The sequence below is a fragment of the Brevibacillus sp. MS2.2 genome (assembly GCF_013284345.1).
Lineage (GTDB): Bacteria > Bacillota > Bacilli > Brevibacillales > Brevibacillaceae > Brevibacillus > Brevibacillus brevis_C.
On record NZ_JABSUZ010000002.1, the window covers coordinates 147,309 to 169,827 of the forward strand.

The window sequence follows — 22,519 nt, forward strand, 5'->3', positions numbered from 1 at the left end:
GAAGCGCTCCATAAAAAAGAAAAAATCCCCCTCTAATGAGGAGGATTTTTTCCTTTAAAATTACGCTTCTTTTGGCAACACAATTCCACGATAAAGCTGAACCGTGATGTAATAGTAAATCGCATAGATCACAACGAAAATCAGCGTTGGAATCCAGATGTTCAGATACGGGTCCAAGAGGATGAACGAGAACATCTCCATACCGATCAATACGTGCATCAGACCGACTATCGCCGGAAAAATGAATACCATAAACAGCTCTTTATAGATCGAACCTACGAGCAACGATTGACGTACGCCGATTTTTCGCAGCATGCTGTAGCGGTCTTTGTCACGGGAAGCACCGGACAAGATTTTGAACATCAGGCAGCTCGCCATCATCGCCAGGAAGGCAATGCCCAGGAAGAAGCCCATGAACATCGTCCCGCTTGTGAAAATATACATGCCCGCATACGTGCTGTATTTGGAAGATGTGTATACGTCTTTCGTTTCCACATTTGTGATAGACCCAATCATTTGCTTTTGACGCTCATCCATTGCTTTTAATTCCTGCGTGTATTTCAAATAGTCGTCTACCTGGGCAAGGAGAACCTTGTGTTCACTTCCAGCGGTTTGCTCATACGTCGCCTGATCCACAACCAGAACAGATTTGCCCTCAATCATCTGGTAGTTGATAAAGTTGGTGAATATCGCTTTGTCCCAATCCTCAGGAATGGCATCGTATTTACCTTTGTCTTCTTTTGACGCACTAACGATATACGTTTCTTTCGGAAGCGGATCTGTCACAAGTTTTGGCTTGTTGTCAGCAGAGTAATTTTGAATGCTGTTCGTGGAAAGCAACAGCGGATTTGCCAGCAAGTCTTCCTTCAAGTAGTAATACGCCTTGTCGTCGACTTTGTATCGATACGTATTTTGCTCCATGACGTTCATTTTTTTCAATGCCTGATAATCCGCTTCTACCGGATCATGCAGATTCACGTCATACACATGGAACACCGTGGTAAACAAATTGACGTTTTGCTGGAAGGCCAAGCCCCCTGCCATCGCCCCGACACCAAGCCCGATCAGCATGGCTACTGTACCAAGGATTTTGGTCAGGTTGTTCACCCGAAAGCGCAGTTGAGCAAAGGTGAATGCGTTCAACTTGCTATCATTCAGCTTTTTATTTTTCTTCAAAGCCTGTACAAGAACGGGCAGCAACGAGATGAATATCAAGTACGTCCCGATTGTGCATGAAATAGCGCCTACGATAAAGCCGAGTGCTTGCAGGTACATAATCAAGTGCAGGCATGTATAGCCCAGAGCCAACAGGATAACGCCAAGGATAGCGACCAAAACCGCTCCGATTCCTTTTGACTTGATTTTGTCATTCTGTTGCTCGGCACGGATGAGAGCGAGCTCAGTTGCACGAGCCAAACGAGCCGCATTGATCGTGGATGTGATGATAAACAGGATGAGGAAGAATCCCCATGTCATCCAAATCGCTGGCAGATAAAAAGGATAGTACCCATCCGTGGAAATCTCCAGCAGGTTCATGAGCAAAACGCCAATACCGCTTGCAAGCGCAATACCAACCAGACTACCGATCACCAGGGAAATGATCCCCATCGTCAATGTTTCCAGGAACAAAATCTGACTGATTTTCCCCTTCTTCGCCCCTAGGACCATGTACATTCCGAGCTCTTTGCGCCGTAGCGAGAGTAGAAATGAGTTGGCATAGAAGATATAAAAAATCGTGATAAACGCCAGCAGGAATGCCCCTACATTGAAAACGATCTGAATCGAAGAGATCATCGAGTTGTTTTTCGTGTAATCAGAATTGAGGGCAAGCGTCTGGAACATGTAAAAAATCGAAATGGAGATGACCAGACCCACGAGCAGAACCAGATAGTCCTTCATCATCTTCCGCATACTGGACAAGGATAGCTTGAAAAGCATGAAACGTTACCTCCTAGCGTACATCATGTGATGCACCCAGCTCGGCCAGTACATCCAGAATTTGTTTGAAAAATTGCTGACGATCCCCCGTACGTTGAATCTCGGTGTACAGCTTGCCGTCCTGAATGAACAAGATACGTTTGCAATAACTCGCTGAAAAAGCATCATGTGTAACCATCATGATTGATACTTGGTGGTTCTCGTTCAAATCTGTCATCGTTTCCAGCAAGCTTTTCGCATTCTTCGAGTCGAGGGCGCCTGTCGGTTCGTCCGCCAGCAAAATCGCCGGATCATGCACAAGTGCGCGTGCTGCTGCGGCGCGTTGTTTTTGTCCCCCGGAAATTTGAACCGGATATTTTGGCAAAATCTCTTCGATCCCGAGTGTTTGTGCCACTTTACTTACTTTGTTGCTGATCTCTTTGGAAGGGACACCTTGCAGAGACAGCGGTAATGCAATGTTCTCGTACACGGACAAATTCTCTAGCAGATTGAAATCTTGAAAGATAAAGCCGAGCTTTTGCGAGCGAAAATCTGCGAGCTGGTTACGCTTCATCTGTGTAATGTTCGTACCCGCAATTTCAATAAAGCCTTCCGTAGGACGATCCAGTGTGGAAATCACGTTAAGCAGAGTCGTTTTACCCGAACCGGATGGCCCCATGATTCCCACGAACTCTCCTTTATCTATGGTCAGCGATACGCCTTTTAAGGCATGCGACTGGCTCTCACCTTTTGTCCCATATATTTTTTGAACGTCTTTTACTTCTAGTACAGCAGTACTCATGCTACGTTCCTCCATTCTATCTATTGGCTAGCGTTCGTTGTTTCCGTCGCTATTAACTGTAACCAAATTCCAGAATAGGAGCTATTGATGTTCCTTACAGTTACCTTTACATTTTGTAAGGTTTATTACGCGAGACGAAGAAAAGCCATCCGACGAGGGATGGCTTCCGTTGTAAGCTATTTTTTACTTTTGTTCTCTTCGTGTCTTTTGATCAGCATATCTACGATCATATTAATTTGTGCTGTGATCGCGATTGGGTCATAGCGATAGAATGTATCGTAGTCGTTGTAGAATATCTGATTGTTTTTGGCAGCAGAGGTCGCATTCCAGACAGCGGACGCCTGTAAGGTTTTCAAGGCTTCGCTATTTTTGTCCGGATTGTAGAAAGTCACGAACATGTAATCTGCCGCATATTCTGGCAAAGTTTCCATGGACAGTTGTACGGTTTGCTCTTTGGATTTGTCTGCGTGCGGCATTTTCAGCTTCAATGCATTGTACACCGTTTGACCACCGCGCCCTGCGTTGTCACCGAAGATCCACAAATCTCCTTTGTTGGTCAGCTCGTAGAGACCGACAGTCGCATTCTCATCCACGATGCCTTTCAGCTTTTCGCGACCCTCGGCTGCCTTCTTGTCAAAGTCTGCGATGAACCTGTCAGCCTTTTCTTTATCGCCAACCACTTCTCCAAACAATTTGACTGTATCGTAAATGTTTGTCGCCGTACCGAAGGGGAGATAAACGGTTGGAGCGATTTTGGACAGGGCTTCATAATTGTCGTCATACATGACGACGATGAGGTCAGGAGCGAGCTCTAATGTTTTCTCCACATTGATCCGCGGGCTACCCACGTCCTGCGCATTTTTTAATTGTTCCACGGTAAACGGGCTTTTGAAAGCTTCCGTCTCTGCACCGACTACATTTCCGCCTACTGCAATCAACTCGCCTGCGTAATAGTCAGTCACAATACGTTGTGGCTTGTCAGGAATTTGAATCGTTCCTTTTGGTGTTTCGATGCGGCGCATTTTGTTCTCAGCAGGGGCTTCTGTTGACTTGTCAGCTAGCTTGGAAGCAGAAGCTGTCGCGGGTGCTGGCGTTTCCGTATTGGCTCCACCGCATGCCGTCAAAAAAAGCGAGAACACAAAAATGACAGCAAGGACAGCTTTTACTGTTTGGTTCGTAAGCATGATGAGCCTCCCTTATGTACGTTTGTAAGATAGATGTAAGTAATACCTTTGTCGATATTGATTATCATTATCGATGAAACTATAACAAAGAGTATTTTTACTGTCAATCGCCCGAGTGGTTTTGGTGCTGTTTACCTTACCATGCATGTATGCTTTGTGTTACTATTTGGAATAAATTTCTTGTCAGGAGTGATCAAATTGTCCATCGAACCACTCTTACTTTCCTTTCCCGAGAGTTTTGAAACGAGTCGTCTACACATCCGCGCTCCCTTGGCCGGAGATGGTCAAATGGTTCACCTGGCACTGACGGAAAGTATAGAAGATTTGCGTCCGTGGATGCCCTGGGCACAAAGTCTTCCCACAGAAGAAAAGTCTGAGGTCAACGTTCGTCAAGCAAGACTGAAATTTTTGGAGCGTTCTGATCTCCGCCTCCATCTGTTCGATAAACACTCTGGTCAGCTAATTGGCTGTAGCGGTCTACACCAGATTGATTGGGATGCAAGAAAATTTGAGATCGGTTATTGGGTTCGCACATCATGTAGGGGACAAGGTTACATTACCGAGGCAGTAGCTGGTATTACAAGCTTTGCGATCCGTGAGCTGCAAGCAAACCGTATCGTCATCCGATGTGATTCTCGAAATATAGCAAGCTCCCGCGTCGCTGAACGGTCAGGATTTATCTTAGAAGGAATCCTTCGAAAAGACGAGCGCAGCATCGATGGTACGTTACGTGACACGATGGTGTACGCAAAGGTTCGGGGCATTGATTTTTAATTTTTCCATTTAATAACCAAAAGAGGCGGATCTTCTCCACCTCTTTTGCTTGCATTTCTGCTTACTCCTGAATACTCACCTTGCCGCCATCTGCAAGCAGCGTCTGTCCTTTTACCACGACTTTATCTCCATTTGCTAGGCCGGATACTATTTCAATCAACTCGCTTGTCGAGTTACCCGTCGACACTTCCACTTGCTTGGCTGTTTCCCCTTCCAGCTTGAACACGTATTGTCTGCCTTCACGATCAAATACCGCCTTGCGAGGAATAACCAGTGACTTCCCTCCTGCTGAATCTTGCGGGAAGGTAACATTCACGACCATATCGGACTTCAATTCATGGGAAGCATTCGGGATCGTGATTTCTACTGGATAGGCTTTGAGCTGAGAATCCATGACTGGACTAATCGCCGTTACTTTTGCATCAATCGTTTTTCCTGTAGATTGCACGTTTACTTTGACGACTGTTCCTACCTTTACTTTCGTCACATCTGCTTCGGACAAATTCGCTTTGACCACAAGTGGATTCGTTTTGACGACAGTCACGATTGGTTGCTGGCCTGCCATCTGCCCTACTGCTCCGGTCACGCTTGCGACAAATCCGTCGATTGGGGAGACAACCGTTGCATTCGCCAATTGCTCACGAGCATTTTGCAGTCTGACCTCAGACTCCGTTACGCTCGCTGCCGATACTTGCACACCCGTTTTTTGTTTCGCGCTTTGCAGCTTCTGCTTTGCATTGTCATAGGAAATCTGGGCTTTTGTGAGCGTTGTATTTGCCTCATCCATTTTCTCAGCAGCAATCGCTCCCTGCGAAAACAACTGCTGATTACGTTGTTGATTCAGTTTTGCGTCAGCAAGCGCTCGTTCTGCTTCCGTCAAATCATTTTGTGCTTCCACCAAGCCTTGGTCAGAGGTGCTGCCTGCTTGGTTTAAATTCGCTTTTGCCACTCGGAGAGCTGCTTCTTGTTCTCTTACGGTGTTTGACAGCTCATTCTTATCGAGTGTAAACAATAATTGTCCTTTTGTTACGGGCTGACCCAGCTTTACGGGTAGAGACGTTATTTTCCCACCGGTTTTTGGAGACATTTGGACTTCCTCACTCGGTGCCAATTTCGCAGTCAGTCCAGACTCAGATGTGACCACACCTGGTGCCACCGCTGCAACCTGTACAGGGGTAACCGTTTCTGCTGGTTGGGCAGCAGTCGTCGCTGCATCCTCCTGGCTTGCGCAGCCTGTGATCAAAGTGAAGGTGAGTAACGCCACAATCGCGATTCTTTTATTTATGATCATGAATGGTTCCTCCTCTTTTCTCATGCATTTGTCGATTCCAACGTGGTAAGGATTTTCTTTTCCTGCTTTTGCTTGCGCTTGTTTCGTCTCTTTTGTCCCATCTCATCAAACCATGCTGTAACCACAGGTACGAGTATGAGTGTGATCATGGTGGAGAAAATCAAACCATACATGACGGTCGTAGCCATTGGCGCTTGCAGCTCTAAACCAGACCCGGCAGCAACGGAGAGTGGTGCAATAGCCATAATCGTCGTGAGGGTTGTCATCATAATCGGACGCAGACGGGCAGGTCCTGCATGTAAAATCGCTTCATGTAACTCCCAACCTTTTGCACGCAACTGATTGATCAAGTCGATTAACACAATTGCATTGTTCACGACCAGACCGATCAGCAAAATGTACCCGATCAAAACAGATACGGTAATAGGTGTGCCTGTAAACAAAAGCCCTAATATGACCCCAGTAAGGCTCGGAGGAACCGAGAACATGATGATAAATGGACTGAAAAGTGATTCAAACTGAGCAGCCATGACCATGTACACAAGCACGACGGACAAGACAATCGCAAGACCCAGATTCACAAAAGAATTTCCCATATCCTCGCTCTGCCCACCCATTTCGATGGTGTATCCATCCGGAACATTCAGCTTTTTGATGATATTCGTAATTTCCGACGCGGCCGCTTGCAGGTTATCCCCGATCAAATCACTTGTGACCGTCACTTCACGCGTCATGTTTTTGCGCTCAATCGATGGCGGTACATCGACTTTGCTGATGGTCGCCACGGACGTGAGGCTGATTTGGGCGCCCGTCGGCGTGGAAATACGCAGGTTCTTCAAGTAATTGATATCTTCCTTATAGTCTTCTGGCAGCTTGAGATTGATATCGATTTCATCTTCGCCCGTACGATACTGGGTAACCGTTTGACCTTGGAAAGAAGTTCGCACAGCAGAAAGGATTTCATTTGTTGTCAATCCGTACAAGCTCGCCTTCTCTGTATTGACCTTCACATCGAACTCCTGACTCATTTCCTGAACACTGGTAGATACGTTCATCGTTCCTGGTACCTTGGCTATTTCCCCTTTCACAATCTCGCTCAGTTCCGTTAAGACGTCCAGATCATCTCCGCGAATTTCAATCGAGATGGCTGCTCCGCCCCCCATACCACCGGAAAGGGATTTCACCTTGATATCGGCTCCTGCAATATGCTTGACTTGCTCTTGCAGGCCTACAGCAATTTCCTCTGTCGATCGCTGTCTCGTAGAAATCTCTCCTACGTGCAGTTCGATCGTTGCGTTATGAGAAGTAGATGCACCGCTCTCTGAAATACCGTCGCCACCCCCGACCGAGGACTTGACCAATTTCTTTTCTGGTACTTGATTGACCACTTCTTCTACTTGCTTCATTACTTTTTCAGTTTCCGTCAAGATAGTACCCTTTGGCAGCTTGATCTCTACCTGGATTAATCCTTGGTCCATATCCGGGAAAAATCCTGCGCCAAGAGATGGAACTAGCAATAATGAGCCAATCAGCATGGCAAAAGCAGATCCAATCACCGTTTTCCGATGACCCAATGCCCATTTGAGCACCCTTTGATAGCCTTTTTCCACTTTGTGGAACCCGATATTAAACCAGATCAGTGGATTGATGCCACGATAGTTTTCATGATTCGTATGCTCCGGTATTGTTTTTAACATGCGCGCACTCATCATCGGAACCAACAAAAAGGTGAAAACGAGTGCTGCGATGTGCGAGTATACGACTGTCAATGCCAACGGGGCAAACAGTTCAGCAACAAGACCTTCTGTCAGCGCAATCGGCAAAAATACGCAGATTTGCGCCAATGCGGAAGCCATTACTGCCGTTCCTACTTCTTTGGAACCGATCAATGCCGCTTCCATCATACTCTTGCCCTGCTCCCGTTGACGGAAAATGTTTTCCAGCATAACGACAGCAAAGTCTACTAATGATCCCAATCCGAGCGTGAGACCTGCTAGGGAAATCAGGTTGATAGTTTGACCTGTCATGTACATCAAGAGGAAGGTCGATATGATCGATACAGGCAGGACAATGACAGCAATGAGCATAGATGACAGACTGCCCAAGAAGAAGAACAGCATGAGTACGCCAATGGCACCACCTGCCAAAGCATGTACTACCGTGTTGTCAACGGAGCTCTGAATGTATGTGGAGGTATCGAAAACGATACGTGTTTCTACATTGGGTGGAAGCGTGCTATTAATTTTCTCCAGCTCAGCCTTTACGTCTTTCGCGATTTTAATCGTATTGCCGCCGGTGCCTTTCATCACGGCAATTCCCAAGCTCGGCTTTCCATCAATGTAGCTCAGATTGGTCACTTCTTTGATCGTATCTGTTACGTTGGCAATATCACTCATTCGGATGAAGCTCTCTCCTACGGAGATCGGGGTGAGAGCAACGGTATCCACACTCGTGAACTCACCTTGCACACGAATACTGGTCTTTCCGTCACCTTCCCGTATCGCACCGGCTGATCCGGATATATTGTTGTTTTCTAGAGCTGACTTGATTTGATCCAATGTCAATCCATAAGCTGCTAGTTTGGCTGGGTCCACAATGATGTCCACGATACGCTCTTGCCCACCAGTGACACTTACAGAAGCAACACCGTTAATTCGTTCCAAGCGGGATTTAATCAAATCATCCGCGATTTTTTTCAGTTTGTTGACATCTTGATCGCCAGTTACAGCCAGGTCAATAATCGGCTGGCTTGACGGATCATATTTCAACACCCTTGGTGAACCAGCCGATTCAGGCAAGCTCCCTCGGACCAAATCTACTTTATCTCGCATATTCAGCGTCGCTTGATCCATGTTTGTTCCCCACTTGAAATGGAGGATGACCGAGGAGGAGCCGTTAACAGAAGTGGATGTGATCTTGTCTAAATTCGGAACCGTGCCTAATACATTTTCCATCGGTTTGGTAACCAGCTTTTCTACCTCAGCCGGAGCCGCCCCCTCAACAGATGTCACAACTACCGCAACCGGAGAACTCAATGACGGCATCAGTTCAATAGCCAAGCGCGGAAAGGTAACCAAACCAAAAATGAAGATGGCCACGGATATCATAATCATGGTGACCGGACGTTTAATGGAAAGTTCAGATATATTCAAAATTTTCTCACCCCTTCGTGGATAGAAAGTTCCAACGTATCAACTCAGTTTTTCCTTTTCTAAAATAAGCTCGCGCAAAGAATGGAGAGTTGCTGGCGTGCAACTGATCCCCTCTTGCAGGTTCCTATTCGCAAGTACACGCTCCGTCAATGCTGCCCACACAATTCGCCGATCCGATTTATCACGAAATCTGCGCACCAAGTTCATCTGTTCCAGCCGACTAATTAATCCCGAGGTTGTACTATAGGAAAGATTGATAGCTTTGCTGATCTCACCCATTGTTTTCGGGCTGATCGCGATTTGTTCTAGAATGAGAACTTGTTGCCAGGTGATATCACTTGAATCCAATGCTTGCATGGAAAGCGCGGAAAACACGCTACTCGTTTCCTGTAGAATCTTCGCTAACTGAAACAGTTCGTTCATAAAAGCCTCCCTACCCATTTTTTGGGGACCCTCTCTCGTTCGGGGTGTTCCCCTCCACAAATCACATTTTACTTATGCGATTGGCCCCCGAAGTCTATCGGGTAGTCAAATTATGGAATTCGATTTTATCTATCCAGAGATAGAAGACCGTACACCCGGAGATAGACGACAGCGCATGCTAAAATGAAACTATAATGGGTACGTATTCCAAGAAAGGAGGTTGTTTTCTTGAACGCTTCAACTGCATCTTTACGCTCTCGTTTCCTGCTCATTTGTTTTTTTGTATTGATCTCATTTTTTCTCATTCCAACTGCTTACATGCATGAATCCACCATTCCCTTTATCATCTCTCTGATCATCATCTTCTGCTTCCTGCTGATGTTTCTCAGACCAAAAAGAAACTGGAAACCTTATCAAAAAGACATCGCCATCATCGTGATTGGTACCGTGTCATTTATCAAGGTTCTATATGTAGGGGAAGAGATCGGTTTATCCTTGCCATTGGTAGCTTTTATTGGCTTTCACATTCTTGAACGTCGAGCATTGTACTATGCGATTTTTTTTGGCACATGCTCCTTTTCTTACATGTTTTTTTATAAAGACTATATGTTTGAGGAGGTAATAGGCTATGTCGTGGCCTATATCGGATGGTATATTGGCGCACGAGGATTATCTCTTCAAAATCAAGCAAAGGAATCGAGTCAGCAGCATCTTAAACAATTGCAAAAGGCGCATGTTGAACTCCAGGAAGCTCATTCTGAACTTCAAGAGGCATCTGTGAATACACTTCGTGCCGCTGTCCTCGAGGAGAGGACCAGAATCGCCCGCGATGTTCACGACGCTTTGGGACACAGTCTCACATCCCTGATCGTTCAATTGAATGCTTTGAAATACATGCTGCAAGGTGGACCAAGTGACGCACAGGAGGTTGTCCGTGACATGCTTACGGTATCCAAGCAAAGCCTCGATGATATACGCTCGTCTGTTCATACATTAGCCGCAGACAAATCCTCTCTGGGAATCACACCGCTGCGTATACTCTTATCACGAGCCCAACAGCATACCGACATCAAAATGCAGTTGATCAGTCCCAATCCAGATATTCCCCTCTCGCAGCAGATGACCATTACGCTTTACCGGATTCTCCAAGAAGCGATTACTAATTCCATCCGCCATTCTGATGCAACAGAGATTTTTATCACGATTGAAAAAAAGCAAAACTTTGTTTTCCTCTCCATTTGGGACAATGGGAATATTACAAATCATCATCAAATCAAACCGGGTTTTGGTTTAACAGGTATCGCAGAACAAACGAAGCAATTAAACGGAGAACTTTCCTATTCCATTCGAGCGCCCCACGGCTTTCAAATTGATATCAGTTTTCCGCTTTGATGAGCAAATAGCGATGTAAACGGAGGAATGCCTGCATGGTAAATCAAAATAAAAAAGAGACCATTCGCGTGGTCCTGGTCGATGACCAAACGATGATCCGTCAAGGATTGGGGTATGTCATAAAAATGCAGAAGGATATGGAAGTAAGCGGGGAGGCTTCCAATGGAGAAGAAGCGGTGAAGCTCGTAGGAGAAGTCATTCCTGATGTAGTCTTAATGGATGTACAGATGCCGAACATGTCCGGAATCGAAGCAACCCGAGAAATCACTCGACTCCATCCTTTGATAAAAGTATTAATCCTCACAACCTTTGACACGTACGATTACATCGTAGACGGTATTCGCGCGGGTGCTATCGGCTATATGCTAAAGGATTCCGATTCACAGGATATGCTGGACCTCATTCGCAGGGCCCATCAGGGAGAGGCACTGTTCTACACGGCTACTGCTGCCAAGGCTCTAGCAGAGGCTCTACAGTTTCAACAAAAGAATCACAAGTCTGCCTCTCATTCTGACTCTAATACTGACTCTGTGCTTCCCCCTCTTGTCATGTTAGATCAGTTGACCGATCGAGAGCAGGACGTACTAGAGCAGCTATCCTACGGCAAACGGAACGAGCAAATTGCACAGCACTTGCTCATCTCCGAGGGAACCGTCAAGACGCATATCCATCGGATTTTGCAGAAAATGGGCGTAGAAGATCGTACACAGGCCGTTGCCAAGGCGATCCGGTATAAAATCGTGAAATAAGGAAGGGCTATCCGATTTCCACTTCCAACAACGGCAATACTCTTCCTGGGAACACGGTAGACACGATTTCTCCTACTCGCTTTGCTCCCCTCGACAAGTAAAACGGTTCTGCGTACGGGTCACTATGGATGGTGATGACGGGGATTTCCAGCTTTTGTGCCACCTCCACCATATGCTGCCACAGAGCCTTTCCGTAACCTTTTCCGACTGCTTCCGGTTCCATGAACAAAAAGCCTAATAGCCACTGCTCTTGCTCTGCATCCTTTTCCAGACTCATGAAGCCCTTGATACTGCCCTCATCCTCTAACACATATACCTCGTGTTCCTCGATATGAGCAGGTGATAGCGTCAGGTCGTCGCGACAGGCCTCCATGAATTCATCACTGTATCCCCAATACGCTTTGGAGCGATAGGCTAGCTCGCTCAGTTCGCTTGCTTCTTGTCCTTTTGCTCTGCGGATATTCATATTAATCGTTCCCTTCCTTTGCCACGATATCCGTAAGGCGCTGTTTGATATCCCCTGTACAAACACCACCATGATAGGCAATCACTGTCTCTATGTCGAACGCAAGCAGCTTGCGGATCGATTGCAGGGCAGTCGTTTGATCAGGCGTGAATTCGGGATTGAAAGGCATCAGTACCCCCTCTAGTGCTGTGAGGGCATCTCCTGAAATCAACGTCTTGCTCGGAATATGATACAAAGAGATGTGATCTGGCGAATGACCGGGCGTATAAATCACCTGAATACCTCCACAGTACGGGAGAACGACGCCATCCTGTACGGCATGATCCACTTTTACCGGAGGAGCCAGTAGCCCGCTTTTGATCAAAGGTATTTCTCCAGCCAGATACGGAATCGCTACTTCGTGAGCAACCACCTGTATGCGTCCTTCCGCTGCTGCTACCATTTCAGGCAAGCTGCCGATATGATCCCGGTCTTGATGAGTAATGATGATTTTCGTCAATTTTTCAAAAGAAATCCCTTCTTGCGCCAGTACGTTCTGAATCAACTCCAATTGTCCAGGGATGCCTGTATCCACAAGAATGGCTTCATTCTCATCCCATAGAACCGCGGTGTGAACGACGAATGGATTGCCTCCTGCGTTCATCTCCAGTTTGATCGTTTTGATTCCTTCCGTTTGGGTCAAATCGAACACCTCCAGCATTTGCTCAAATCTGAATCGTATGAATTATTCCTCATAGACAAACAAGAATCCTTTCCCGACCTAATTTGTCAGCAGATGTGTTTGCACAAAAAAATGGTCATCGCAATGGACGACCATTTTTTCCCCACTTACTTTGCTTCCTTTTGACGATAGACTTCCTTCCCTTCGACCAAGGTCAGCACGACTTTCGCATCCTTGATTTGCGTGGCTGGAATTTTAAACAAGTTTTTATCGAGCACGATAAGATCTGCCTTCTTGCCGACTTCGATCGAGCCTGTGATATCATCCACGTGGTTGGCGTAAGCACCATCAATCGTGAAGCTGGCGATCATTTCCGCAAGCGTCGCACGCTCGTCTGGGTTGGCAATTTTGCTCGGATCAGTTACACCATCCTCGATTCGCGTAATGCCTTGTTGAATGCCGTGCAATGGATTGAATTCTGGCGTTACGATGTAGTCAGACGAAGAAGCTACATGCACCCCTTTATTCAAAAAGCTCTTCATCGGGTATTCTTTTTCTGCACGTTCTTTACCCAAGTACGGTACTTCGATCTCTTCGTAGTAGCCCTCTTCCTGCATAAACCAGAACGGCTGCACGATTCCGACTGCACCCAGCTTTTTAAAGCGCTCGATGTCTGTTTCATTGACCAGTTGCAAGTGAACGAGCGAGTGGCGAGCATCGTGCTTGCCATTTTGTTTTTCCGCGAGCTCCATACCGTCCAGTGCAATACGGGTAGAAGCATCCCCAATGGAATGGACGTGCAATTGGAAGCCTGCCTTGTCCACTGCGGCAGCTGTTTGATTGTAAACCTCTTGCTTCCAGATTAATTCTCCGTTTGTTTCTTTATGGACATACGGCTTTTCCAAGTAAGCTGTAGCGCCTTCTACGACACCATCCAAGAAGATTTTAACGGCGTTGACTTGGAATAGCGGGTTTTGATTGCGCTCACGGATTTTTACGAATTCTGCGACCTGCTCAGGTCCTTTTTCCGGATTCGCTGTCAATGCATTGCGGAAGCGGATGGTCAGCTTGTCCTCTTTCGCGAGCTCCTCGTATGCTTCCAATACGTTTGGATAGCGTAGCATATCCGGGTCGCGCACGGTCGTTACGCCGCGTTCAACCGCTTTTTCTTGGTATGCTTCAATTCCGGACTTGTATTGTTGTACGGTGTATCCGCCGATTTTTGACAGTACCAGATCCATTGCACTTTCACGCAACGTTCCAGATGGTTCTCCTGTTTTCGGATCGCGCTCGATAATGCCGCCCTCAGGATTTGGTGTATCCTTCTTGATCCCGGCCAGCTTCAATGCTGCCGAGTTCACCCACAATGAATGTCCATCATCCGAGGTCAACGCGATTGGAGTCGTTGGAACGATTTTATCCAATACTTCCTTGCGCGGACCGATGCCAGGCACAACCGGATTGCTCCAGCCACGTCCTTGCAATGTTGGTTCGTTTGGATGTTCTTTTACGAATTTCTCAATGGTTGCAACGTATTCCTCGACAGAGCCTCCGTCAAACAAATCAATGGAGTAAATGAGTCCCGTCGTTTTGCTCGCATGCGTATGGCTATCGATAAAGCCTGGCAATACCATTTGGCCTTTCAGATCGATAACTTTCGTATCCTTGCCGATATGTGCTTTCGCATATTCATCTGCGCCGACAAAGACGATTTCATCACCGCGAATGGCCACTGCCTCTGCCCAGCTGTTCTTCATGTCCACTGTGTAGACCGCGCCGTTGGTTAGCACGACATCTGCTGGCTGTTTCGTCTCCTGCGCGGCAAAAGCAGACATCGGGCTCATCAGCGCTGTGGCGAGCAATACGCTGGTTAACTTTTTCCCAAACACGTTAAAATCCCACCTATCTATTTATCTAAGATGAAAAGAATGCCAAAACTGATTGTAGCATCGCAACTCTGAAAATTCCATGAAATCCGGTCGAAAATTAGTATTTTTTCCCGATTTATGACGAAATTCATCACATAATGACCACCTGAATTGGTCAAATTGGTAAAAGGTTAATTTGACTTCGATAGATGAGGCATTGTATACTCGGAAATGTTTTAGAGGGTAAACATTTAACTCCGTATATAATTAAGCAATGAAAACAGGAGAGGGTACCATGCAAAGCCAAGTCAATTTTGAAGAACTGTATATACAGCTCCAACGAAAAGTTTCAGCTGAGTCACATAAACGTCTGGACCCACTCGTATCAGGATCACAAGCCATGCTTTTGCGAATTCTAGATATGAACGGTCCGCAGAAGGCATCTTCTATTGCAGAACGTATGAACATTACCCCCGGAGCTGTTACGAGTCTTGCTGATAAATTGATTGCTTGCGGCTACGCCACGAGAAATCGTGACAGTACGGATCGCCGCGTCGTGCAACTGGACATAACCGATGAAGGAAGAGAAATCCTGCGGCAATACAAAATCATCGTGAGAAATACCATTGAACAGTTTTTTGCAGGCGTATCTGATGAAGACAAGCAACACTTAGTCCGCATCTATCACCAGGTTTTGAAGAATATCGAGCAACAAAGAGAGGAGCATCAAGATTGCAACAATTGACAGAGAAAAAGAAAGTGACGATTATGATCGCGATTATTACGGCTATGTTTTTCGCCGCGATCAACCAGACCATTATCGGTGTTGCCATGCCGCGTATTATCTCAAAGCTGGGTGGCATGGATTACTATTCGTGGGCGATTACGATTTATTTGCTGACCTCAACCGTTGCTTCTGTGCTGGTTGGGAAGCTCTCCGATATATATGGAAGAAAACCGTTTATTTTAACGGGTATCGCGTTGTTTAGTATCGGAGCCTTGTTGTCCGGGTTTTCTACCGATATTTTTCAACTGATTACGTATCGTGGCATTCAAGGGGCGGGTGCCGGGATCATCATGTCCACTGCTTTTACCGCCATGGGTGATCTGTACGAACCTCGCGAGCGCGCAAAATGGGGCGGAATCATGAGTGCCGTCTTCGGCGTATCCAGTGTGCTCGGTCCTCTGATGGGCGGCTATATCGTTGACCATCTCGACTGGCACTGGGTGTTCTGGATCTTCTTGCCGATTGGCGTGATTGCCTTTCTGTTGATCATGATTCACTTCCCAAAAGTACCGAAGCAAGAAGGAGAGTCTGTCGACTACTTCGGCTCGCTGTTCCTGACGCTCACCATCGTACCGATGCTGCTCGCCTTCTCATGGGCAGGTAATGGCCCGGGTAAATACGCTTGGGGCTCGTGGCAAATTATTGGTTTGTTTGCCGTCACAATCGTTGCGTTGATCGTGTTTATTATGATTGAGATGAAAGTAAAGACTCCCGTGCTTCCGCTGGGTCTGTTCAAAAACAGTATTTTTACTGTCTCCAATCTGGTTGGATTCTTCCTCAACGCGGGGATGATGGGCGCTATCATTTATGTGCCGTTCTTTGTCCAAGGGGTCAAAGGCATCTCTCCGACAATGGCCGGTTATGTGGCGATGCCGATGTCGATTGCCATGCTCGCGACCTCCGCACTCGCCGGACAAATCATGACCAAGACGGGAAAATATAAAAAGATGGCGTTGGGCGGACTTTCCGTCATGGCTTTGGGCATGGTGCTGATGTATTTCATGTCCCCAATCACACCGATTTACTTGCTCGTGATCTACATGATCATTCTCGGTTTGGGGATCGGGATTGCGATGCCGGTCTTCTCTTTGACCGTGCAAAATGCAGTTGCACCACAGCAATTGGGTGTCGCTACAGCAACGTCGCAGCTTTTCCGCAACCTCGGTGGGACTATTGGAATTGCTGTCATGGGAACCGTCATGAGTGGCAGCATGTCTGCAAAAATGACGCAACTGTCAGGAGCCATGGGTCAAGCGAACAATCCCGCAGCAGCAGACCCTGCTCTGGCAGAGAAGCTGGCGCTCTTTACGAATCCGCAAAATTTGTTGGATCAGCCGAAAATTGAAGCCACGCTGGCTAGTCTGCCACCGGATTTGCAGCCGCTGTTTACTCACATGCTGGATATGATCCGGGAAGCGATGAGCTATGGGATTACGACTACGTTTTTGACTGGGGCGATTGTAGCGGGAATCGCTGTCATCATCGCGCTGTTCCTGAAGGAGATTCCACTGCGTAGTGGGAAGATGGGACAGAAGCCGGAGGGCGAAGTAGAAAAGGCTTAATAGGAAAAGGAAGAGGGCACTTGTCCTCTTCCTTTTTTTCATGGTGTATGGATTTGCTGTATGAGCCACTTTCTCGCTTCCTCTCCTGCAAGAAGGTCTGGCTGCTCGACGGTACCGATATTTATGCTTTTGATAAAAGCTTCTTCTATACCTGTTACCCCTTTTAGTTGTGCTCCTTGAAACAATACTTCTTGGAACGAGGAAACACTGATATCTGCACCTTCCAAATTGGCATCACGAAAGTCGGCTTGAGAAAAGAGAGAGTTCACTAGCTTTGCATGCCTTAAGTCTGCTCGGGCAAACACAGTTTCGAAGCAAGAGCTTTTGACGAAGGTCGCCCGTTGCAAATTGGCACCTGTAAAATCTGCATAGTCTGCTTCGCTTTTGGTGAAAATCGCATTTTCCAAATTCGCTGATCGAAAGGTAGAGGAATACAAATGTGCCGCATAAAAATCTTTGTCCTTCAAATTCATCCCGTCAAAAGTACTGGCGATCAAACGTGATTCGACCAGACGATACTCCGTTACGTCTATGGAGCGAAAGTCTTCTTCATCCACGAAGAACCTCACTCCCTCTTTCCCAAGCGAATCAGTCCATTGTTGATGCAAATCTAATTGCTTGATTATATCGACCTTCATGAAAACCCCCGCCTTATCCGATAAACAAAATGGCTTCTTTTCGTTGGAAAGCTTGCGGCAATTTTTCCTGAATCCAATCTATTCGTTCTACTAGCTTCATTCTATCCTCTTCATGAGTCAAATGATGAGCTGCCCACGCAATCGGCACGAAAAGCTGCTCTCCCGTTCATTTTGTGCTTCGAGTATGAATGCACAGATCGACATGCTACAGCTCTGCTCTTCCCGTTCGGATCGCATAGGCATAGTCTCTGCGCCCGTTTTCCTCTGCTTTTCTGGCTGCCTGCTCGAAATCATACGGGACCAATACGTGCTCGACCAGCCAAGCGCTGCCTTGTTGTTTTACCGTGACGTACTTGGCATGGGGCGTCTTCGATTCCATCGAATGCGGGTACGGCGCTTCCTCAAAATACGCTGGCAGCCCGACACCCCCCGGGTTTACCACGAGCTTGCCATCTGGGAGCCATACGGATTTGGGCACATGCGAATGTCCGCAAAAAATGACCTGCTGCTGAATGCCAGTCAGCTCGATCATTAAGGCATTTGCGCTTTTGTCTTCTATCCCATATGGAGCGACATCCTCTAATAAGTACACATCATCGGCAAAAGGTGTGCCGTGGCAAAACAAGAGATCGTCAAACGTCCACTGCTTTTGGAATGACCCGATCCAGCTGAACATTTCTTGTGTAAGCAGTGGCTTCACGTATTCGAAGGTGATGGACTCCATTTGCTCTTCCAGTAAATATCTGTCACAATTACCCATGATGTGGATGATCGTAGATCGCTCCATTAAGAGCTCTGCCGTTTTGATCGGATCAAGCGGTCCAAATAAAGTGTCGCCTAAATTCACAATGGTTTGAATACCGCGGGAATCAATGTCGTGCAGCACTGCTTCCAATGCATAGGCGTTGCTGTGTATGTCGGAGATCACCGCGATGGAATGGTTGTTTTGGCTCAAGGTCATATACTCCTTTACGAAATTCGAAGCATCTGTGCTTATAGTATTACTGCAAATTTATGTAGATTTCCTGCTCCATTTAAGTGATGGCGGCATACGTGATAGATCAAGAGGATGCCCTTCTAGCAAACGAAGAGAGGCATCCTCTTCCTATGTCATTTTCAAATTTTATGAAAAAGTTTAAGAGGGGGGCACCCTCGTTTTCGTCTATAGTAGTGAACACCAAAAAGGAAAGCTGCGCAGCACCTTTTTGCAAGGAGGTAACAAACATGCAGGACGATCGAGAGGTCATTGCGGAGGTTCTTCAAGGAAATAAAGAGGCTTATGCTCTGATCGTCAATAAATACAAAGGAAAAATCGCTTCGATTCTTGGGCGCACGCTCCACCACTCCCATGATGCCGAAGACATGGTGCAGGAGGTTTTTATCAAGGCATACTACAGTTTGTCAGATTATAAACCCAACTACTCCTTCTCTGCCTGGCTGTATCGAATCGCGATCAATCGCGGGATTGACGAGCTGCGGAAACGAAAGCGGATGCCTTCCGTAACAGAGATGGATGTCGAGGTCAGAGACGAATGTCCGATCCCGGAGGAAGATTATCTGGAAAAAGAACAGCGTCATGCTTTGCGACAGCAGATGATGACACTGGACAAGAACCACAGGACGATTCTCGATTTGCATTATCTCCAGCATTTAAGCTACAGGGAGATCGGCAACAAACTATCTTTGTCCGTAGATACTGTCAGAATGCGCCTTTCCTATGCCAGGAAAAAGCTGCGAGACCAGCTAAGCAAGCCGGAGAAAAAAGGGGGTACCCCGCTTTGAATTGCCTTACGCAAAGACAGCTGATCGCCTACATGGAAGATCGTTTATCACCAGTGAACAAACGAAATGTCGAAAGTCATCTCGATCATTGCACACACTGCCAGCACCAGCTAGAGCAATGGATCGATGAGCTGCACCAAACAGAAGAAACGATGTGGGAAGATTCCCTCTCAGCAAATATGGATCAAAAGATTATTCAGATGCTCTCCCCTCATCCTGTGAGAGTATTGAACCCTGTAACCCCTTCACATCAACCACCTGCGTGGAAACAAAGGAGTATCACGATCATGAAAAGAATGACGCTTGCCGCCGCTGCATTAACCATCGTCGTATCGGGAGGTATGCTCGTCTCCCCGACCTTTGCTAGTTATGTCCAGGCTGCTTTTATGAACAGCCCGATTGGTAAGGCTGATCCTGTAGCACCTGTGAGCAATAGTATTCTTCAAAAGTCCGGGGACCCTGGTATTGAGCAAGCAGCCAAAAAAGGTTTCGCTCAAACCGTGAATGTAAGTGCGACCGACCAAGGTATCACTTTTGAGGTGAAGGAAGTAATGGCTGATCCTCTGCGCATTAGCATAGCTGCTATTGTAAAAGACAAGAATGGCAAACCGATGGACAGTTTTTTGACCGAAATGATCAGAAGAGATAACAAGGAGCAAGTCATTACAATCAAAGACAAACAAGGGAACGTACTGAAACCTGTTGAATCGTCTGCAAATGAAGACACTCGCAAACCAAATGAAGATTGGCACAATGTTATGAATGTAGATACTGGTTACATGTCCTTGGATCGTGATCTGCGCGGCTACTTTGATGATATCAGTGAAATTCCGGACGAGCTGATTGTAGAGTTCAACCTTAAACAATTGGACGACATCAAAGGTAACTGGAAGTTGTCCGTACCTGTTGACATGAAAAAGGCAAAGGCCGCGACGAAGACACATGAAATCAACAAAACATACACGACTCCGCAAGGACTCAAGCTGGACGTAAAACAGATGACGTTTGCACCGAGTGGGGTGGAAATGGTCATAGATCGCTCGACTACGGATAACCAGCGAAAAGAATACAGCTACGTGTTAGTCAATGAAAAGGGCACAGTCGTCGCCGCTTGGGATTCCAAGGCTGTCATCCGTGAAGCCAACAAACAAAACAATGTCATCCCGTATTTGAAATGGGACCACAGCCGCTCTACTGAAAATGGAACAAGAGACTTCCACTACTTCCAACCAATCGACGCAAGCCAAAGCCTTACCTTCAAGCTGGGGTCTGTCTATACAGAGGAAACCGCTAAGCTGAACGCGAAGTTGGACGTCAATCGCCTCGAAAAGAAAGAAGTTATCACAGCGGATGACCAGGGAGATCAGTTTACTTTCAAAAAATATCAAAAGGATCCAAACGCAGTCGTTGATTTTGAAGGCTATGACGGCCATCACCGCGTGAACGACGATGGGACTACCACGAAATTGGAAGGCTACGACCTGACATTCGAGGCAACTCTCTCTCCAGATACTGCCGCTATGGGTCCCTATCAATACTGGACCATTACAGACGAGACCGGGAAAAAATACGAAGACCCCGACTACTTAATCGATAAGACTGAGTATGAAAATGGCCGGGCGATTTTTGGAGGTACGATCTTCTTAGAAAACCTCACAACCCTGCCTAAGCAACTGATTATTACTTCCGAGAAACGAATGGTTGAACACAAAAATGTAGAGTGGGAAGTACCGATTTACACCGAAAAATAAGAGACTCACTCATACGCAAAAGGCTGATGGTACCCTTCGTACCGCCAGCCTTTCTTTTTATGAGATATATTCCTGCTGCAAAATCCCCATGTGCACGAGATCATGCCATTTTCCCTCTCGAAACAAAAACTGCCGCGAGATCCCCTCCTGCTTGAATCCGAGCCTTTCATACAGCTTTATGGCTTTTTCGTTAAAGGAAAAGACGCGCAGCGATACCCGATGCAGATTCATTTCCAAAAAAGCATAATCCAGCAGCAGCTTCAGCGCTTCTCCTCCATACCCTTTTCCCCAGTATTCCTTCTCTCCAATATCAATGATGCATTCCGCATGGCGGTTTTTCAGGTCGATTTGAATGAGCGAAGTAATCCCGATCGGTCGATTGGTTTGGCTGTCTACGATCATGTAGCTCTTCGAGGAGCTTGCATGCAGGATGACCTGATTCACAAACCCGTTCGTATCGTCCCGGGTAAAGACGTCCATAGACGGACTCGTTGTCCACATGACTTCCACGTCATTTCTCCACGTGTGGTAGACGTCCACATCCTCCCCCGTCATTTTTCTCAGATAGATTCTCTCTGATTGAAACAACATTCTTCCCCCCTCCTTATTGAACCGGTCCGAGCATCGCTCTCAATGAAAACAACAGTGCTTCCATCTGCGCGGGCACCTTCGTTTTCTCTGCGCCCAAATGCGCGGTATCTAGCATCAGTCCATCGATAACCGAGATGAGATAGCGAGCAATCGCCTCAGGTGGTAGCTGTGGCTTGAACTCACCTGTCGCCGTCCCATGCGCGAAGAAAGCTATCAACACATCGACCATTTTTTCATAGCGAGTCGTGATGTATGGATAGCTCTGTTGCTTTTGCTGGTCTTTCAGTGACAGGAAAAACTCTGAGTTGGCTTGGGACAGTGTTTGTTCGATGTTCTCGATCTCAACCTGCTGTTTGTAGACCCATTTAGTGATTTGATTCCAGGACGTTTCGCCAGCAATTGGTGTGAAAAACTGTACATCCTGTTGATCCTCGAATTGCAGCAGCTCCAAATATAAGTGCTCCAGGTTGTCGAAGTAAGCGTACAAGGCTCCCCGCGATACACCAGCCTCGTCCATGACGTCTTGCATGGTAGCCCGTGTATAGCCTTTTGTGATGAACACACGTTTCGCCGCTTGCAGCAATTCGGTTTTCTTTTTGGTTTTGTATTCGTCGCTTACTTTTGGGGCCATCGGGTTTGGGTTAACCTCCTTTGTACAAAATATACATAGATGTCGTTTTTGTTGGTGAGACCATTATAAACGACACTGATGTCGTTTTTCAACTCCTC

21 protein-coding genes are annotated in these 22,519 nt (G+C 46.7%); 7 read left to right on the plus strand and 14 right to left on the minus strand.

Annotated elements, in window-relative coordinates; all coding sequences use genetic code 11:
- Window positions 1–60: 60 nt before the first annotated feature.
- From HP568_RS02320 to HP568_RS02330, 3 genes are all read right to left on the minus strand, one after another.
- A complete protein-coding gene (locus HP568_RS02320) occupies window positions 61–1,938 on the minus strand; it encodes an FtsX-like permease family protein (RefSeq protein WP_048031204.1) in 1,878 nt (625 codons plus the stop codon).
- A 13-nt stretch (window positions 1,939–1,951) separates the two neighbouring features.
- Complete coding sequence (locus HP568_RS02325) at window positions 1,952–2,719, minus strand: ABC transporter ATP-binding protein (protein WP_048031203.1); 768 nt, start codon at window positions 2,717–2,719, stop codon at window positions 1,952–1,954.
- 176 nt (window positions 2,720–2,895) lie between these two features.
- Entirely contained in the window at window positions 2,896–3,903 is a 1,008-nt protein-coding gene (locus tag HP568_RS02330) for an ABC transporter substrate-binding protein (protein WP_173628195.1), read from the minus strand.
- A 198-nt stretch (window positions 3,904–4,101) separates the two neighbouring features.
- Here HP568_RS02330 and HP568_RS02335 point away from each other — a divergent pair, with 198 nt between their 5' ends.
- Entirely contained in the window at window positions 4,102–4,677 is a 576-nt protein-coding gene (locus HP568_RS02335) for a GNAT family N-acetyltransferase (protein WP_048031201.1), read from the plus strand.
- 61 nt (window positions 4,678–4,738) lie between these two features.
- Here HP568_RS02335 and HP568_RS02340 read toward each other — a convergent pair whose 3' ends face one another.
- Genes HP568_RS02340 through HP568_RS02350 form a run of 3 tightly spaced genes read right to left on the minus strand, consistent with a single transcriptional unit; the run spans window position 4,739 to window position 9,543 of the window.
- Window positions 4,739–5,968: an efflux RND transporter periplasmic adaptor subunit gene (locus HP568_RS02340; protein ID WP_048031200.1), complete on the minus strand. Its 1,230-nt coding sequence runs from the start codon at window positions 5,966–5,968 to the stop codon at window positions 4,739–4,741.
- A gap of 20 nt (window positions 5,969–5,988) precedes the next feature.
- Entirely contained in the window at window positions 5,989–9,120 is a 3,132-nt protein-coding gene (locus HP568_RS02345; RefSeq protein ID WP_048031199.1) for an efflux RND transporter permease subunit, read from the minus strand.
- 39 nt (window positions 9,121–9,159) lie between these two features.
- Entirely contained in the window at window positions 9,160–9,543 is a 384-nt protein-coding gene (locus tag HP568_RS02350) for a MarR family winged helix-turn-helix transcriptional regulator (protein ID WP_048031198.1), read from the minus strand.
- Between the two features lie 228 nt (window positions 9,544–9,771).
- Between HP568_RS02350 and HP568_RS02355 the strand changes: the two genes are divergently transcribed.
- A complete protein-coding gene (locus HP568_RS02355) occupies window positions 9,772–10,935 on the plus strand; it encodes a sensor histidine kinase (RefSeq protein ID WP_048031197.1) in 1,164 nt (387 codons plus the stop codon).
- 35 nt (window positions 10,936–10,970) lie between these two features.
- Window positions 10,971–11,684 carry a response regulator transcription factor gene (locus HP568_RS02360; protein ID WP_173628196.1) on the plus strand — a complete coding sequence of 238 codons (714 nt, stop codon included), beginning with the start codon at window positions 10,971–10,973 and terminating at the stop codon, window positions 11,682–11,684.
- Window positions 11,685–11,691: 7 nt separating this feature from the next.
- Here HP568_RS02360 and HP568_RS02365 read toward each other — a convergent pair whose 3' ends face one another.
- The 3 genes from HP568_RS02365 to HP568_RS02375 all read right to left on the minus strand — a co-directional run bounded on the left by HP568_RS02365 (window position 11,692) and on the right by HP568_RS02375 (window position 14,700).
- Complete coding sequence (locus HP568_RS02365) at window positions 11,692–12,150, minus strand: GNAT family N-acetyltransferase (protein WP_048031195.1); 459 nt, start codon at window positions 12,148–12,150, stop codon at window positions 11,692–11,694.
- A 1-nt stretch (window position 12,151) separates the two neighbouring features.
- A complete protein-coding gene (locus tag HP568_RS02370; protein WP_375154897.1) occupies window positions 12,152–12,850 on the minus strand; it encodes an MBL fold metallo-hydrolase in 699 nt (232 codons plus the stop codon).
- Between the two features lie 128 nt (window positions 12,851–12,978).
- Window positions 12,979–14,700 (minus strand): amidohydrolase, encoded by a 1,722-nt coding sequence (locus tag HP568_RS02375; protein WP_173628198.1) that lies wholly within the window; start codon window positions 14,698–14,700, stop codon window positions 12,979–12,981.
- 274 nt (window positions 14,701–14,974) lie between these two features.
- Here HP568_RS02375 and HP568_RS02380 point away from each other — a divergent pair, with 274 nt between their 5' ends.
- Both HP568_RS02380 and HP568_RS02385 read left to right on the plus strand, forming a co-directional pair.
- The gene (locus HP568_RS02380) at window positions 14,975–15,424 is read left to right on the plus strand and encodes a MarR family winged helix-turn-helix transcriptional regulator (RefSeq protein ID WP_235617612.1); all 450 of its coding nucleotides are present in this window, start codon (window positions 14,975–14,977) and stop codon (window positions 15,422–15,424) included.
- On the plus strand, window positions 15,412–17,028 hold the full coding sequence (locus tag HP568_RS02385) for an MDR family MFS transporter (protein ID WP_173628199.1): 1,617 nt from the start codon (window positions 15,412–15,414) through the stop codon (window positions 17,026–17,028). The genes HP568_RS02380 and HP568_RS02385 overlap by 13 nt, the downstream gene beginning before the upstream one ends.
- Window positions 17,029–17,066: 38 nt before the next feature.
- Here the strand turns inward: HP568_RS02385 and HP568_RS02390 are convergent, their stop codons facing one another.
- From HP568_RS02390 to HP568_RS02395, 3 genes are read right to left on the minus strand one after another with little or no spacing between them, the layout of a single operon-like run.
- Window positions 17,067–17,666 carry a pentapeptide repeat-containing protein gene (locus HP568_RS02390; protein ID WP_048031190.1) on the minus strand — a complete coding sequence of 200 codons (600 nt, stop codon included), beginning with the start codon at window positions 17,664–17,666 and terminating at the stop codon, window positions 17,067–17,069.
- 13 nt (window positions 17,667–17,679) lie between these two features.
- On the minus strand, window positions 17,680–17,814 hold the full coding sequence (locus HP568_RS29970) for a hypothetical protein (RefSeq protein ID WP_256434900.1): 135 nt from the start codon (window positions 17,812–17,814) through the stop codon (window positions 17,680–17,682).
- Between the two features lie 57 nt (window positions 17,815–17,871).
- Window positions 17,872–18,627, minus strand: a complete 756-nt coding sequence (locus tag HP568_RS02395; RefSeq protein WP_173628200.1) for a metallophosphoesterase family protein — start codon at window positions 18,625–18,627, stop codon at window positions 17,872–17,874.
- Between the two features lie 263 nt (window positions 18,628–18,890).
- Here HP568_RS02395 and HP568_RS02400 point away from each other — a divergent pair, with 263 nt between their 5' ends.
- Window positions 18,891–19,448, plus strand: coding sequence for an RNA polymerase sigma factor (locus HP568_RS02400; protein WP_048031188.1), 558 nt, complete (start codon window positions 18,891–18,893; stop codon window positions 19,446–19,448).
- On the plus strand, window positions 19,445–21,199 hold the full coding sequence (locus HP568_RS02405; protein ID WP_173628201.1) for a DUF4179 domain-containing protein: 1,755 nt from the start codon (window positions 19,445–19,447) through the stop codon (window positions 21,197–21,199). Before HP568_RS02400 ends, HP568_RS02405 begins: the two co-directional genes overlap by 4 nt.
- A 57-nt stretch (window positions 21,200–21,256) precedes the next feature.
- On the opposite strand, the gene HP568_RS02410 is transcribed toward HP568_RS02405, so the two are convergent.
- Both HP568_RS02410 and HP568_RS02415 read right to left on the minus strand, forming a co-directional pair.
- Complete coding sequence (locus HP568_RS02410; protein WP_048031186.1) at window positions 21,257–21,790, minus strand: GNAT family N-acetyltransferase; 534 nt, start codon at window positions 21,788–21,790, stop codon at window positions 21,257–21,259.
- A gap of 13 nt (window positions 21,791–21,803) precedes the next feature.
- Window positions 21,804–22,421 carry a TetR/AcrR family transcriptional regulator gene (locus HP568_RS02415; RefSeq protein ID WP_048031185.1) on the minus strand — a complete coding sequence of 206 codons (618 nt, stop codon included), beginning with the start codon at window positions 22,419–22,421 and terminating at the stop codon, window positions 21,804–21,806.
- Window positions 22,422–22,519 lie beyond the last annotated feature (98 nt).